Here is a 14,831-nt window from a genome sequence, read left to right as displayed (position 1 = left end):
CTACAGATGCCCGCAGAAACAATGAGTAAAACCTGACCAGCCGGTTCATTACACGGCTTCCTGTTCCCGTCGATAGGCATAAGTATCAGCAAAGCGCGAGAGCAGGAATTCGGCGCAGGTGGTGGGCGGATACTTCGCCGGATGCTGTTCGTCCTGACAGCCGGGCAGGCATTCAATGGCGGTGTCGGGATGCGGTTCGGCAAAGAACGGCATCGAGTACCGATCCACCTCCAGCGGGCTGATCACCCGATGCGGCGTTGACAGGTAACGGTCGTTACTCCAGCGCGCCATCATGTCGCCGAGGTTGACCACGAACGTGCCTTCAATCGGCGGTGCATCAATCCATTCGCCTTTTACGTTGCGCACTTGCAAACCGCCAGCGGCGTCCTGGTAGAGCAGGGTGATGCAGCCGTAATCGGTATGGGCGCCGGCGCCTTGCTGATCGAAGGCGCTGGCCGTATGGCGCGGCGGGTAATGAATCATCCGCAGCACGCTGACCGGTTCTTTGAAGCGGCTATCAAAGAAGTCACGCTCGATGCCCAATGCCAGGGTCATGGCCCGCAGCAGGGTTTGGGCGAGTGCTTGCATGTCGACGTAGTGTTGCTCCATCAGCGCTTCCCAACCGGGCATCGACGGATGACGGTTGGGCCCGCGCAAGGGTTTTTTCGCCAGCACCTCGGGGTGATCGACGGGCAGGTGCAGGCCCATGTCGAAGGTTTCTTTCAGGTCGCTGGGTTTGCTCGGGTCGAGTTGTTCGGTGGCGATGGCGCCATAGCCGCGGTGGTGGCGGGTCTGGGTGATGTCGATGGTGAGTTTTTCGGCGTTGGGCAGGGCGAAGAAGCGTTGGGCATGGTCGAGCACGGCTTCAATGCGCGACGGGTCGATCGGGTGGCCCTTGATATAGAAAAAGCCCCATTCGCGACAGGCGCGGTCGATGTCTGTGGCGACTGATTGCCAGGCTTGAGCGTCATCGCTGTAGAGGGGGGCGATGTCGATGATGGGAAGGCTGTTCATGGGATTTCCTGAAGAGTACGCAGACTGGAAAACACGGGAGAACCTTGTGGGAGCGGGCTTGCCCGCGATAGCGAACTGACAGTCAACAGTGATGCTGAATGTGCTGGCCTCATCGCGGGCAAGCCCGCTCCCACAGGGTTTTGTGTCGGCCTAAGTCACTTCGGCATCTCGGCCTTCATGCCTTCCACGTAGTAGTTCATCGACGCCAGTTGCGCGTTGGTCGCGCTCATGCCCGCCGGGATTTTCTCCACGCCTGCCTGGTCCTTGATCGGTCCGGTGAACGGATGCAGCGCACCGCTCTTGATGTCGGCGATGATCTGCTCGGCTTCGGTTTTCACCGCGGCCGGCACCAGATCGCTGATCGGCAGCTCAACCGTGCCTTCCTGCAAACCGCCCCAGTAATCCTGGGATCTCCATGTATGGTCGAGCACGCTTTGAGTCGCCTGAATGTAGTGCGGGCCCCAGTCGTTGACGATAGACGTCAGCACCGCTTTTGGCCCGAAGTGCGCCATGTCTGACGCATAGCCGACGGCATACACGCCGCGACGTTCGGCGGCCTGGATCGGTGCCGGGCTGTCGGTGTGCTGGAACACCACGTCTACGCCCTGATCGATCAGCGCGTTGGCGGCGTCGGCTTCTTTACCTGGGTCGAACCAGGAGTTGACCCACACCACTTTGATCTCGGTGCCTGGGTTGTATTTGTTCAGGGCCAATTGGATGGCGTTGATGTCGCGGATCACTTCCGGGATAGGGAACGAGGCGACATAGCCGATTTTCTTGGTCTTGGTCATCTTCGCCGCGAGGAAACCACCGACGTAGCGGCCCTCGTAAGTGCGCGCCAGGTAAGTGCCGAGGTTCTTGTCCTGCTTGTAGCCGGTGGCGTGTTCGAAGGTCACCTTGGGAAATTGTTTGGCGACTTTCAGGGTCGGGTTCATGTAGCCGAAAGACGTGGTGAAGATCAGGTCGTACTGGTCCTTGGCCATGTTGCGGATTACCCGCTCGGCATCGGCGCCTTCGGCGACGTTCTCTACGTAGTTGGTGGTGATCTGGTCACCGAACTTCTCCGCCAGTGCCTTGCGTCCCTGTTCATGCTGATACGTCCAGCCGTGGTCACCGATCGGGCCGATGTAAACGAAGCCGACCTTCAGCGGGGCGGCAGCGCTGGCGGTCAAGCTGGCGCTCAGACCGATGGCTGCGGCGACAGCGCAAAGTAGCTGCTTCAGCGGACGTTTATGCATGAACGGGAACTCCATTTTGTTGTGAGGTGTGCCAGGGTTAATGCAAATTGCTGACCAACAGGACAACAAATTCCTCGAAATCGAGTAACGGCCATCGCGGGCAAGCCCGCTCCCACATGATTTGCGCAGGTCATGTGGGAGCGGGCTTGCCCGCGAAGAGGCCCACAAGGCCGATAAAAGTGCATGGCCATGCGCAACTGCCATCCACTGGTGCGCTAAGGTGTAACGAAACGTTGGCGCCGCCCTGCAGTCACTAGCTCATCACACCGATTTCGCTCCATTCGGCAAAAAGGCCCGCGATGCTCACACTCCTCAAGCAAGAAAAGTTTCTGCTGCTGGCCTTGCTCGCGGCCTTCGTCGCCTACCCGATGGAGCACTGGCTGCTGCACAGCGGCCAGACCATTGCACTGACCGCCGGCCTGGTGCTGATTGCCTTCATCGTCGCCGCCTCGATGCGGGTCGCCCATCACGCCGAACTGCTCGCCGAAAAAGTCGGCGACCCCTACGGCACAATGATCCTGACCTTGGCCGCAGTGCTGGTGGAGGTGGTGATCCTGGCGATCATGATGAGCAACGAAGCATCAAAGACGCTGGTACGCGACACGATTTATTCAGCGGTGATGATCGATATCAACGGCATCCTCGGCCTGGCCGCGTTGATGGGCGGGCTCAAGCACGGTGAGCAGTCTTATAACGACGACTCGGCGCGCAGCTACAGCGTGATGATCCTCACCGCCATGGGCGTGTCCATGGTGGTGCCGGAGTTCATTCCCGAGGCCAACTGGAAACTCTATTCAGCCTTCACCATCGGCGCGATGGTCGTGCTCTACACCTTGTTCCTGCGCATGCAGGTTGGACCGCACAGTTATTTCTTCAGTTACAGCTACCCGGAAAAACGTCGCAGGAAGCAACCGGACGAGGAGCCCGAGCCGATCAATCTGGCATTGAGCATCGGCACGTTGGTGTTTGGCGTGGTGGTGATCGGCGCATTGGCCGAAGTCATGTCCAAGACCCTTGATCTGGGACTGGAAGGAACCGGAGCACCGCCGGTGATCACAGCGATTCTGGTGGCGGCAATTTCCGCTGCGCCGGAGATTTTGACCGCATTGCGGGCGGCATTGGCCAATCGCATGCAGTCGGTCGTCAACATCGCCATGGGCGCCTCGCTATCGACAGTGATTCTGACGGTGCCGGTGATGGAAGCCATGGCGCTCTATACCGGCCAACCGTTTCAGATGGCAATGACTCCGGTGCAGACCGTGATGATCTTCATCACCCTGATCGTCAGCGCGATCAATCTCAATGACGGCGAAACCAACGCCATCGAAGGCATGACCCATTTCGTGCTGTTTGCGACGTTTATCATGTTGTCGCTGCTCGGGCTCTGAAACACCATAAGCCCCTGTGGGAGCGAGCCTGCTCGCTCCCACAGGGGATCTCGATCGGCTCAGATGCCAGCGATCAACTGCCGAGCCGCCTGGCTGTGATCGGCGATCAAGCCTTTCAGGTCCAGCCCCTCAACCTGCCCATCGATCACCCGCCACTTGCCACCGACCATCACCCGGTCCGCCCGGTCCGCGCCGCACAGCAGCAGCGCCGACACCGGATCGTGGCTGCCGGAGAAGCGCAGCTCATCGAGTTTGAACAGCGCCAGATCGGCCTGCTTGTCCACCGCCAGTTCGCCGATATCGCTGCGCCCGAGCAACTGCGCCGAGCCTTTGGTGGCCCAGCCCAATACGCGCTCCGGGGTGATCTTTTCCGCGCCATAACGCAAACGCTGGATGTACAGCGCCTGCCGGGTTTCGAGCATCATGTTCGAGGCATCGTTGGACGCCGAACCGTCCACGCCCAGGCCCAGTAACGCGCCAGCATTGGTCAACTCGATGGTCGGGCAAATCCCTGAAGCCAGGCGCATGTTCGAACTCGGGCAATGGCAAATACCGGTGCCGGCCGCGCCGAGGCGGGCGATTTCGTCGGGGTTGAAATGAATGCCGTGAGCCAGCCAGGTGCGTGGGCCGAGCCAGCCGACGCTGTCCAGATAATCCACGGTGCGCAGGCCGAAGCGTTGCAGGCAGAAGTCTTCTTCGTCGAGGGTTTCGGCCAGATGGGTGTGCAGGCGCACGTCGAGGGTGTTCGCCAGTTCGGCGCTCGCGGACATGATTTGCGGGGTCACCGAGAACGGCGAGCAGGGCGCCAAAGCGATCTGGATTTGCGCGCCGTCACCACGTTCGTGGTACTCGGCAATCAAACGCTGGCTGTCGGCGAGAATCACTTCGCCTTCCTGGACAGTTTGCTGCGGCGGCAGCCCCCCGTCTTTTTCACCGAGGCTCATCGAGCCGCGAGTGAGCATGGCGCGCAGGCCCAGTTCGCGGACGCTCTCGACCTGTACATCGATCGCGTTTTCCAGGCCCTCAGGAAACAGGTAATGGTGATCGGCCGCGGTGGTGCAGCCGGACAACAGCAGCTCGGCCAACGCGACTTTGGTGGCGAGGGCGAGTTTTTCCGGCGTGAGTCGCGCCCAGACCGGATAGAGGGTTTTCAGCCACGGGAACAACGGCTGATTGACCACCGGTGCCCAGGCGCGGGTCAGGGTTTGATAGAAGTGGTGATGGGTATTGATCAGCCCCGGCAGGATCACGTGTTCGCGGGCATCGAAGACTTGTCCACAGGGGGTGGACGGTTGTTGGCCGGCGCTGAGCACTTCGACGATCAAACCGTCTTGCAGCACCAGACCGCCACGGGCATCGAGCGCGTTGGCCGTGAAAATGGCGAGGGGATTTTTTAACCAGGTACGGGTCGCAGGCATAGTGGCCGGCTCCTCTGAAAGTTGGGTTCAGGGTTGCCAGCTCAGTGTTGCCCTGTCTGCTGATCCAGGGTCGCCGCAGGGGACGAGGTGCGGAGTTTCGAACAGAACCGTGTTACGGGCAAGCCCCACGCGACCAGACAATGCAAAACCCTGTGGGAGCCGGGCTTGCCCGCGATGGTATCACCTCGGTCTTTCAGCGATACCGAGGTGATGCTATCGCAGCGGTGCGGCGATCCGACAAGCCAGCTCCCACAGCGGGCGAGGGTGTTACCAGGGAATGGTCTCGCCCCGGTAGTTCACAAAATGATGTCCACCCTTGCCGGCATACGCATTCACCTGATCGATCAACCCGCGGGTGCTGGTTTCCACATCAATGTCGGCACCTTCGCCACCCATGTCAGTCTTCACCCAACCCGGGTGCAGCGACAGCACGGTAAGTTTTTGCTCGCCCAACTGCGTGACGAAGCTGTTGGTCATCGAGTTCAGCGCCGCTTTGCTGGCCTTGTACAGCGCCAGCTCCGGCGCGTCGGGCATGGTCACACTGCCCAGCACCGAACTCATGAACGCCAGCACGCCGCCTTCACGAATCTGCCCGACGAAACGCTGGGCCAGATTAATCGGCGCCACGGCGTTGGTGAAGAACAATTGACCGACCTCGGCCAGGGTCGCGCCACCCGGCGTCTGGACCTCCGGCCCCTTGACCCCGGCATTCACGAACAACAGGTCGAAGATCTCGCCCTTGAGCTGTTGGCTGAGGGCGATGACCGCTTGCTGATCGTCCATGTCGAGTTTTTCGATCCGCACCTTGCCCAACGCCTGCAAGGCTTCGGCGCTCTTCGGGTTGCGTACGGTGGCGGTGACTTGCCAGCCGTCGGCCAGCAGGGTTTTCACCAGACCGAGACCCAGGCCTCGGGAGGCGCCGATGATGAGTGCGTTTTTTGCCGTGGACATGAATGGCTTCCTTGATGGATGAGAATCACGGATTCAAAGGATACTGACTCGGGCGACTGACATAACGCGGCAACGCTATTACCGATTTCGCCAAGGGTAAAGCCCAGCCGTTGAGCGGTCTTGATGTACAGCCCCGTTGCACCATCTCTGCCGGATAGTCGCGATAACCATTGGCACTGCGTTGCGCCGCGACCAATCCGCGCTGTTCGTAAAAACGCAACGTGTCGCGGCTGACGGCGCTGGCCTGGGCTAATTCACCGATGCGCATCTTGATCTCTCGAGAGGGCTTGACCCTGGAGCATACTCCAGGCTTTAGCCTTGTTGCTCCCTGAATTTATGGAGCAATACCCATGTGGAGTTCAACGCAATATCGTCAATTGGTGCGTGGCAGCGCGTGGTACGACTTGATCGTCACGGCGGCATTTGCCACGCCGTGGAGTTTTGCGGCGTTGCATCGCGTGCTGTCAGGCCTGAGTCAGACTTTCAATCTGCCCGGCGAGCTACCGCCATTCGAGCCGATGCACATGCTGATGGCCAATCTGTTGGGGTCTATTGTGTGCGTGTGGGCCGTGTTGCGGATTCGCGAGCCGCAGCAAGTGTTTGGGCGGTATGACGCGGTCGGAAGATTTCTGTTTTCGGCTTGGCAGCTTTATGCCTTGCTGCATGGTGCCAGCTCATTGCTGGTTGTTTTCTTGATCTTTGAATTGGCGTGGGGCGTTGTTCAAGTGTTGCCGGTTCAGGCCTCATCGCGGGCAAGCCCGCTCCCACAGTGATCATGGGTGAACACAGATTTTTTGATTGACATAAAAACCTGTGGGAGCGGGCTTGCCCGCGATGAGGCCCTTGAAGTCTCCGCTAATGCCCCGCCCGCCACGGCTGCCCCAACGACACCGGCGCATACAACCGTGTGCGCACGGCATCCCGGGAAAGCAGTACCAACACCACAATGGTCGCGACATACGGCAGCATCGCCAGCAGACTCGACGGAATCGCCAGCCCCAATCCCTGCGCCACCAAATGCAGGATGCTGGCGAGACCGAACAAATACGCTCCAAGCAGCAATCGCCACACTCGCCAACTGGCGAACACCACCAGCGCCAGAGCAATCCAGCCGCGACCGGCGCTCATATTTTCCGCCCACATCGGCGTGTAGGCCAGGGACAGATAAGCCCCGGCCAACCCCGCCATCGCCCCGCCGAACAGCACCGCCAGGGTGCGCACGCGCAACACCGGCAAGCCCATGGCACTGGCCGCATCCGGGTTTTCACCGACTGCCTGAATGATCAGACCGACGCGACTTTTCACAACCACCCAGGCCACCAGCGCAAACAGCGCAAACGACAGATACACCAGAAGATCCTGCGCAAACAGCATTCGCCCGATCAGCGGAATTTCACTCAGATAAGGAATCGCCACCGGCTCGAAACCCGCCAGCGGTTTGCCGACCCACGCAGCGCCAACGAAGGTCGACAGGCCCACGCCGAAGATCGTCAGCGCCAACCCGGTGGCCACCTGGTTGGCGTTGAACACCAGCGCCACCAGGGCGAACAGCGACGACAACAGCATCCCGGCAAGCATTGCCAGCAACACACCAAGCCAGAGATTGCCGCTGTTCAGCGCGACGATAAAACCGATCACCGCGCCAAACAGCATCATGCCTTCCTGACCAAGGTTCAGGACGCCGCTCTTCTCGCAGATCAACTCGCCCAATGCCACCAACAGCAACGGGGTGCCGCAGCGGACCATGGCGTAGAAAATGTTACTCAGCAGATCGATATCCATCACAAGGCTCCTGCTTGTACGGCGGTGGTCGAGGTGCGCCGTACCCAGCGCAGGTTCAAACGTGCTCGGTAGAGAATCAGCACGTCACAGGCCAGCAGGAAAAACAACATCATCCCCTGGAACAATTGAGTGATGGCTTGTGGCAGGTTCATGCTCATCTGCGCGCTCTCGCCACCGATGTACAGCAGCGCCATCAACAGGCTGGAAAACAGAATGCCGATGGGATTCAGCCGCCCGAGAAACGCCACAGTGATTGCCGCATAGCCATAACCCGGCGAAACCTGCGGCACAAGTTGGCCGATGGGCCCGGTGACTTCGCAAACCCCGGCCAGCCCCGCCAGGCCGCCGCTGATCAACAGCGCCAGCCAGATCAGCCGCTTCTCGCGAAAGCCGACGAAGCCCGCCGCGCGCTTGTCCAGCCCGAGCACTTTGATCTGAAAGCCGACAAAGCTTTTCTGCAGCAACACCCACACCGCCACCAGCGCGAGCAAGGCGAAATACACGCCCGCATGGACCCGACCGTCCTCCATCAGCAGCGGCAAACGACTGGCATCGCCGAACATCGCCGACTCTGGAAAGTTGAACCCGGCTGGGTCCTTCAGCGGCCCGTGAACGCAGAACAGCAGCAGGTTCAAAGCGATGTAATTGAGCATGATGCTGGTAAGGATTTCATTGGCGTTGAAGCGTGTGCGCAGCCATGCCGTCAGCCCGGCCCACGCGGCACCGGCCAGGGTGCCGGTGAGCAGGATTAACACCAGCGCCCAGCGGCTTTGCAGGCCGATGATGTTTACGGCCAACGCACTGCCGGCCAAGGCGCCGAGCAGCAACTGACCTTCGGCGCCGATGTTCCAGATCCGCGCCTGATACGCCACCGCCAGACCCAATGCGCAGAGCAGAATCGGCAATGCTTTGACCAACAACTCGGAGACCCCGTACAGGTCGCTGATCGGTGCAATCAGCAAGGTGTGCAAGGTCAGCAACGGATCATGGCCCAGCGCGATAAACAGCAATGAGCCGCAGCCCAGGGTCAGCGCAGCCGCCAGCAACGGCGAGCACCACAACATCAGGCGCGATTGCTGGCCACGGGGTTCGAGAGAAAGCAGCATGTGAAACTCCGTTAAAGCGATACGGGTGCAGGTGATTGAGGAGCGTCGAACTGGCCGGCCATCCAGCCTCCGACATCGGTCAGGCGGGTGTCGACAGTGGACTTCAGCGCCGACAGCCGACCACCGCACAAGGCGCCGAGGCGATCGCTGATCTGGAACAGTTCGTCGAGGTCTTCGGAGATCACCAGGATTGCCGCGCCAGCGTCGCGCAGGGCAATCAGCGCTCGGTGAATGGTCGCGGCGGCGCCGACGTCCACGCCCCAGGTCGGGTGCGCGGCCACCAACAATCTGGGTTGCTGAAGGATTTCCCGGCCGAGGATGAATTTCTGCAAGTTGCCACCGGACAGGCTGCGAGCCGGTGCTTGGGCATCGGGTGTCTTGACCCCGAAGCGGCGGATGATGTCTTCGACCAGTGCCTCGACCTTGCCGCGCTGGATCAGCCCGTTGCTGACCAGTCCCTGTTGAAAGGCGGTGAGGAGGGCGTTATCCACCAGGCTCAGTTCCGGCACCGCGCCATGGCCCAAGCGCTCGGCGGGGACGAAGGCCAAGCCGAGTTTGCGTCGTGCATCTGGCCTCAGGTGCGCTACCGGCTGCCCGCCGAAACTGATCTTCGCCCCGTCATTTCCCGGCAGCCGTTCTTCACCACTGAGCAAGGCCAGCAACTCATCCTGGCCATTGCCGGCCACCCCGGCGACACCGACGATTTCGCCGCTACGCACCTCGAGATTAATGTCCTTGAGCGAGCAGCCGAAGGGATCCGGGTTGTGCCAGGACAATCCGGTCACGTTCAGAAACGCATCAGCCCCCCTGACCTTCGGATAGTCAGTAATCAGCTCGGCGGCTTCACCGACCATCAACTGCGCCAGTTGCTGGTCCGAACACTCGGCCGGCACGCAATGCCCGGCCACTCGTCCGCCGCGCAACACCGTGGCGCTGTGGCACAACGCACGCACTTCGCCGAGCTTGTGGCTGATGAACAGAATGCTGCAGCCCTCGGCGGCCAGCCGACGCAAAGTGACGAACAATTCGTCGGCCTCTTGCAGGGGCAGTACCGACGTCGGCTCATCGAGAATCAGCAGGCGGATGTCCTGCATCAGGCAGCGAATGATTTCCACCCGCTGACGCTCACCGATGGACAGGCTGTGGATCAGGCGCTCCGGTTCCAGCGCCATGCCATAGCGTCGGGACACCTCGCGAATTTTCGGTTCAAGCTGCTTCGGTGTGCCGGCCGCCGCCCCCATCGCCAAGGCGATGTTCTGCGCTACGCTCAGGGTTTCGAACAGCGAAAAATGCTGGAACACCATGCCGATCCCGAGGCTTCGAGCCTGGGCCGGATTGCGCATGGTCACGCGCTGGCCCTGCCAGATTATTTCCCCAAAGTCGGCGTGAGTGACGCCGTAGATGATCTTCATCAGCGTACTTTTACCCGCGCCGTTTTCGCCGAGCAGGGCATGGATTTCACCGGGCGCAATGCTCAAGTCGATGGCATCGTTGGCCAGGCAACCTGGGTAACGTTTGCTGATTCTGCGCAATTGCAGGCGGGGTGTTTGATCAGGGATTGGCGTGGGGTTGGACATGACAGGCTCGGGTCGCAAAAGGTTATGCCTGTGGATAAAGCAATTTCCTGGCCATTGAGTCAGGAAATGAGCGAAAGCCTGCTGGCACAGGCGTTGCGGACGCTGCCTCGACCTATTCCAATTCATGGTGAGGCACCACTTGAGGGCAAGCCTTTTGATCAGGCTCCGGTTTTGCGCGCGATGAATTGGTCAAAAAACGAGCAATAGGCTGAAGGCATTGTCAGACATGGGGCTGCGCCAGCCATGAACGGGTTATCCACAGCTTGTTCCACAGTATCTGTGCGCAAGCCGACCGCGTAGGCATAAGCACCGGGGGGCTTTCTTCTAATGGCGATAAACCGCTCTAACTGATTGTTTTTATATGGAATAAATGTCGCAACTGGCGAGTTGGACGAAAAATGAACAAAGCCCGCAAAGCCGCGTGACAGAAGGGTTACAGCAGAATGTGCTCAGGTTATCCACAGCCGGGTGCACAGCAGATGTGGGCAAGTGTCGAGAGCAAAGAAAATCGGGCTGCCCCAAAAGATCGCAGTGTCCACAGGCGCGTAGAGCTACTGAAGGCTGCGATCTTTTGATCTTCAACGCTGCAACAAAATACGCCCGCGACTTAAGTCCGCCAGCTGTGTTTGCAGCGTACTTATCTGCCCGTCGCCAACCGCCAGTTGCAGTTCCACGCCATTGGCCGTGAAAGTTTCCTCCACCACCAAACCACCCAGCTCCGCCACCCGAAGCTTCACCAGCGCCAACTCGCCAAATGCACAGGCACAACTGACCGGCACCCGACTGATCAGCTCGACTTTCGGCGCCCCTTGCAGGCACTTGTTGGCACTGCCGCCATACGCTCGAGCGAGGCCGCCGGTGCCCAGCTGGATGCCGCCATACCAGCGGATCACCAGCACCGCGACCTGATCGCAATCCTGCGCTTCAATCGCCGCAAGGATCGGCCGGCCAGCGGTGCCACCGGGTTCGCCATCGTCACTGCTGCGGTATTGATCGCCGAGCTTCCAGGCCCAGCAATTGTGTGAGGCGTTCAAATCACTGTGTTGCTCGATGAACGCCTGGGCATCGGCTGCGCTGGTGATCGGCGCGGCGAGGGCGATGAAGCGGCTTTTGCGAATCTCTTCGCGGTATTCGCAAAAACCGCTGAGGGTAAAAGGCATGGGTGTCTTAAATAGCTGGCGTCAGGCCGCAGCCTTTGAGAATGATGCGAATCAGGTTGTTGCCAGCGTTTTCCATGTCTTGCTTGGTCAACTTGGTGCGCCCGGTGACACGGCAGATCTGTGTGGCAAAATCGGCGTAATGCTGGGTGCTGCCCCACAGCAGGAAAATCAGGTGCACCGGGTCGATCGGGTCCATTTTGCCGGCGTCGATCCACGCCTGAAACACCGCGGCCCGCCCCTGAAACCAGGTGCGGTAGTCCTGGTTGAAATGTTCAGTCAGGCAATCACCGCCGCTGATGACCTCCATCGCGAAGACCCGCGAAGCTTGTGGCTGGCGCCGGGAGAATTCCATTTTTGCGCGAATGTATCGCGTCAATGCTTCTGCCGGATCGTCCTCGACGATCAGGGTATTGAAGGTGCTGTCCCACAACTCAAGGATGTTACTCAGCACCGCCACGTACAAACCGAGTTTGTTGGTGAAGTAGTAATGCAGATTCGCTTTGGGCAACCCGGCTTTCTGCGCGATGGTGTTCATGCTGGTGCCTTTGAACCCGTGACGGGCGAACTCGTCTTCGGCGGCTTTGATGATGGTCTCTTCGTTCTTCTGACGAATGCGGCCGGCGGGTTTGCCGCCGTGGGCTGGGACTTCAAAGGTCATAGGCACTTCCGAACAGGTAGATGGGTGCAACCAGATGCGTTGATAGCGCACCCGCACGTCTCAGACAAGTCCCGACACGATAAATCCTGAACACCGCCGCTCCCACAGGTTTTCAGCGCGTCGCCGCCAGACTCTCCAAAAAACTCTCCAGAACCAGATGCGGGCGACGGCCCTTGCGTGTAACCGATGCCAGGCTCAGGTCATAAAAGCGCGCCTTGGGTTTCAGTGCACGCAAACGGCCTTGCTGCACCCAGAGGCTGGCGTAGTGATCCGGCAAGTAACCGATGTAGCGCCCGGTCAGGATCAGAAAGGCCATGCCCTCGCGATCCGACGCGCTGGCGGTGCAGTTGAGCGCCTGGTAATGGGCCTGAATCTCGGCGGGCAAACGGAAGGTCGGAGCGATGGCGTCCTGGCTGTTGAGGCGTTCATCGTCCAGTTGTTTGTCGTCGACATAGAACAGCGGATGGCCGACCGCGCAATACAGCAGCGAACGTTCGCTGTAGAGCGGCTGGTACTCCAACCCCGACAACGCGCTGGCTTGCGGCACCACGCCGACATGCAAGCGACCGTCGAGCACACCTTGTTCGACTTCATTGGGGGCGATCATGCGGATCTGGATCTGCACGTCCGGGCCGCGTTCCTTCAGTTGGGCCAGCGCGTGGGTGATACGCATGTGGGGCAGGGTGACCAGGTTGTCGGTAAGGCCGATGGTCAACTCGCCGCGCAAGTGTTGGTGCAGGCCGTTGACCTCGGTGCGGAAACTTTCCAGCGCACTTAATAGCTGCAACGCAGATTGGTAGACCTCGCGGCCTTCTTCGGTCAGGGAAAAACCGGCGCGACCTCGCTGGCACAGGCGCAGACCCAGGCGCTGCTCCAGATCGCTCATTTGCTGGCTGATGGCCGAGCGACCGATACCCAGCACCGATTCCGCCGCGGAGAAGCCGCCGCACTCCACCACGCTACGAAAAATCCGCAGCAGGCGGATATCAAAGTCACTGACTTGCGCCAGCGGATCGGGGCGGCGGGTACTCATAGTTTAGTCCTGGCCTGACTGAAGGTTAGAAAAGTTGGATTTCACCGACTTTATCCCCGTGGCAATTTAGCTGCAAGAACGCTTTTGATCTCCATGCCGCTTATTTGCTCTGCGAGGTTTTGCCCATGAACGTGCCTGAAAACGCCCCGACTTCCCTGGCCAGCCAGCTCAAGCTTGACGCTCACTGGATGCCTTACACCGCGAACCGCAATTTCCAGCGTGACCCGCGCCTGATTGTGGCGGCCGAGGGCAGTTGGCTGACAGACGACAAGGGCCGCAAAGTCTACGATTCGCTCTCGGGTTTGTGGACCTGCGGCGCCGGGCACACCCGCAAGGAAATCCAGGAGGCGGTGGCCAAGCAATTGAGCACCCTCGATTACTCGCCGGGCTTCCAGTACGGTCACCCGCTGTCGTTCCAGTTGGCCGAAAAAATCACCGACCTGACCCCGGGCAACCTGAATCACGTGTTCTTCACCGATTCGGGTTCTGAGTGTGCAGATACAGCGGTGAAAATGGTGCGTGCCTACTGGCGGCTGAAAGGCCAGGCCACCAAGACCAAAATGATCGGCCGTGCCCGTGGTTATCACGGCGTGAATATCGCCGGCACCAGTCTTGGCGGTGTGAATGGCAATCGCAAACTGTTCGGTCAGGCGATGATGGATGTCGATCATCTGCCGCACACCTTGTTGGCGAGCAATGCTTTCACTCGTGGTATGCCGGAGCAGGGGGGGATCGCGCTGGCGGATGAATTGCTCAAGCTGATCGAACTGCACGATGCCTCGAACATCGCTGCTGTGTTCGTCGAGCCATTGGCCGGTTCCGCTGGCGTGCTGGTTCCGCCGCAGGGTTACCTCAAACGTCTGCGCGAGATCTGCGATCAGCACAACATCCTGCTGGTGTTCGACGAAGTGATCACCGGTTTCGGTCGTACCGGTTCGATGTTCGGTGCCGACAGCTTTGGTGTCACTCCGGACCTGATGTGCATTGCCAAGCAAGTCACCAACGGCGCGATCCCGATGGGCGCGGTGATTGCCAGCTCCGAGATCTACCAGACCTTCATGAACCAGGCGACGCCTGAGTACGCGGTGGAATTCCCGCACGGCTACACCTATTCCGCGCACCCGGTGGCTTGCGCCGCGGGCCTGGCGGCACTCGACCTGCTGCAAAAGGAAAACCTGGTGCAGAGCGTGGCTGAAGTCGCGCCGCATTTCGAAAACGCGCTGCACGGTTTAAAGGGCAGCAAGAACGTCATCGATATTCGCAACTACGGGTTGGCCGGTGCAATCCAGATTGCGCCTCGCGACGGCGATGCCATCGTGCGTCCGTTCGAAGCTGGCATGGCGTTGTGGAAAGCCGGCTTCTACGTGCGCTTCGGCGGCGACACCCTGCAGTTCGGCCCAACCTTCAACAGCAAGCCGCAAGACCTTGATCGTCTGTTTGATGCGGTCGGCGAAGTGCTGAACAAGATCGACTGACTTTCCCCTCTATATAAAGGCGTCCTGTCGC

At 60.0% G+C, this 14,831-nt stretch carries 14 protein-coding genes, 1 tRNA gene and 1 pseudogene; 4 read left to right on the top strand and 12 right to left on the bottom strand.

Annotated elements, in window-relative coordinates:
• Positions 1-48: 48 nt before the first annotated feature.
• A complete protein-coding gene (locus tag J3D54_RS04810; protein ID WP_253416905.1) occupies positions 49-1,014 on the bottom strand; it encodes a 2-oxoglutarate and iron-dependent oxygenase domain-containing protein in 966 nt (321 codons plus the stop codon).
• A 155-nt stretch (positions 1,015-1,169) separates the two neighbouring features.
• Positions 1,170-2,252 (bottom strand): BMP family ABC transporter substrate-binding protein, encoded by a 1,083-nt coding sequence (locus J3D54_RS04805; RefSeq protein ID WP_253416904.1) that lies wholly within the window; start codon positions 2,250-2,252, stop codon positions 1,170-1,172.
• 299 nt (positions 2,253-2,551) lie between these two features.
• Between J3D54_RS04805 and J3D54_RS04800 the strand changes: the two genes are divergently transcribed.
• Complete coding sequence (locus tag J3D54_RS04800) at positions 2,552-3,640, top strand: calcium:proton antiporter (protein ID WP_253416903.1); 1,089 nt, start codon at positions 2,552-2,554, stop codon at positions 3,638-3,640.
• Positions 3,641-3,699: 59 nt separating this feature from the next.
• On the opposite strand, the gene J3D54_RS04795 is transcribed toward J3D54_RS04800, so the two are convergent.
• The 3 genes and pseudogenes from J3D54_RS04795 to J3D54_RS04785 form a co-directional block, all read right to left on the bottom strand.
• A complete protein-coding gene (locus tag J3D54_RS04795; RefSeq protein WP_253416902.1) occupies positions 3,700-5,058 on the bottom strand; it encodes an 8-oxoguanine deaminase in 1,359 nt (452 codons plus the stop codon).
• A gap of 267 nt (positions 5,059-5,325) precedes the next feature.
• Complete coding sequence (locus J3D54_RS04790) at positions 5,326-6,009, bottom strand: SDR family oxidoreductase (protein WP_253416901.1); 684 nt, start codon at positions 6,007-6,009, stop codon at positions 5,326-5,328.
• 47 nt (positions 6,010-6,056) lie between these two features.
• Positions 6,057-6,277: pseudogene (locus J3D54_RS04785) on the bottom strand (MerR family transcriptional regulator); the annotation flags it as partial.
• An 82-nt stretch (positions 6,278-6,359) separates the two neighbouring features.
• On the opposite strand from J3D54_RS04785, the gene J3D54_RS04780 reads away from it, so the two are divergent.
• On the top strand, positions 6,360-6,782 hold the full coding sequence (locus tag J3D54_RS04780) for a hypothetical protein (RefSeq protein WP_253416900.1): 423 nt from the start codon (positions 6,360-6,362) through the stop codon (positions 6,780-6,782).
• Between the two features lie 82 nt (positions 6,783-6,864).
• Here J3D54_RS04780 and J3D54_RS04775 read toward each other — a convergent pair whose 3' ends face one another.
• The 4 genes from J3D54_RS04775 to J3D54_RS04760 form a co-directional block, all read right to left on the bottom strand.
• Positions 6,865-7,791, bottom strand: coding sequence for an ABC transporter permease (locus tag J3D54_RS04775; RefSeq protein ID WP_253416899.1), 927 nt, complete (start codon positions 7,789-7,791; stop codon positions 6,865-6,867).
• The gene (locus tag J3D54_RS04770; RefSeq protein WP_253416898.1) at positions 7,791-8,546 is read right to left on the bottom strand and encodes an ABC transporter permease; all 756 of its coding nucleotides are present in this window, start codon (positions 8,544-8,546) and stop codon (positions 7,791-7,793) included. The genes J3D54_RS04775 and J3D54_RS04770 overlap by 1 nt, the downstream gene beginning before the upstream one ends.
• Positions 8,525-8,600 (bottom strand) — tRNA-OTHER (locus J3D54_RS04765). The genes J3D54_RS04770 and J3D54_RS04765 overlap by 22 nt, the downstream gene beginning before the upstream one ends.
• Positions 8,601-8,908: 308 nt before the next feature.
• Complete coding sequence (locus J3D54_RS04760) at positions 8,909-10,474, bottom strand: ABC transporter ATP-binding protein (protein WP_253416897.1); 1,566 nt, start codon at positions 10,472-10,474, stop codon at positions 8,909-8,911.
• Positions 10,475-10,504: 30 nt separating this feature from the next.
• Between J3D54_RS04760 and J3D54_RS04755 the strand changes: the two genes are divergently transcribed.
• Positions 10,505-10,681 carry a hypothetical protein gene (locus tag J3D54_RS04755; protein WP_253416896.1) on the top strand — a complete coding sequence of 59 codons (177 nt, stop codon included), beginning with the start codon at positions 10,505-10,507 and terminating at the stop codon, positions 10,679-10,681.
• A 371-nt stretch (positions 10,682-11,052) separates the two neighbouring features.
• Here J3D54_RS04755 and J3D54_RS04750 read toward each other — a convergent pair whose 3' ends face one another.
• The 3 genes from J3D54_RS04750 to J3D54_RS04740 all read right to left on the bottom strand — a co-directional run bounded on the left by J3D54_RS04750 (position 11,053) and on the right by J3D54_RS04740 (position 13,325).
• Positions 11,053-11,634: a YigZ family protein gene (locus J3D54_RS04750; RefSeq protein WP_253416895.1), complete on the bottom strand. Its 582-nt coding sequence runs from the start codon at positions 11,632-11,634 to the stop codon at positions 11,053-11,055.
• A 7-nt stretch (positions 11,635-11,641) separates the two neighbouring features.
• Positions 11,642-12,292: a TetR/AcrR family transcriptional regulator gene (locus tag J3D54_RS04745; RefSeq protein ID WP_253416894.1), complete on the bottom strand. Its 651-nt coding sequence runs from the start codon at positions 12,290-12,292 to the stop codon at positions 11,642-11,644.
• Positions 12,293-12,404: 112 nt separating this feature from the next.
• Positions 12,405-13,325 carry a LysR family transcriptional regulator gene (locus J3D54_RS04740; RefSeq protein ID WP_007940170.1) on the bottom strand — a complete coding sequence of 307 codons (921 nt, stop codon included), beginning with the start codon at positions 13,323-13,325 and terminating at the stop codon, positions 12,405-12,407.
• Between the two features lie 125 nt (positions 13,326-13,450).
• Here J3D54_RS04740 and J3D54_RS04735 point away from each other — a divergent pair, with 125 nt between their 5' ends.
• Positions 13,451-14,800 carry an aspartate aminotransferase family protein gene (locus tag J3D54_RS04735; protein ID WP_253416893.1) on the top strand — a complete coding sequence of 450 codons (1,350 nt, stop codon included), beginning with the start codon at positions 13,451-13,453 and terminating at the stop codon, positions 14,798-14,800.
• Positions 14,801-14,831 lie beyond the last annotated feature (31 nt).

The sequence above is a fragment of the Pseudomonas sp. GGS8 genome (assembly GCF_024168645.1).
In the GTDB taxonomy this organism is placed as follows: domain Bacteria; phylum Pseudomonadota; class Gammaproteobacteria; order Pseudomonadales; family Pseudomonadaceae; genus Aquipseudomonas.
The sequence above is the reverse complement of the archived record's forward strand: the minus strand, read 5'-3'. Positions and strand labels throughout refer to the sequence as shown.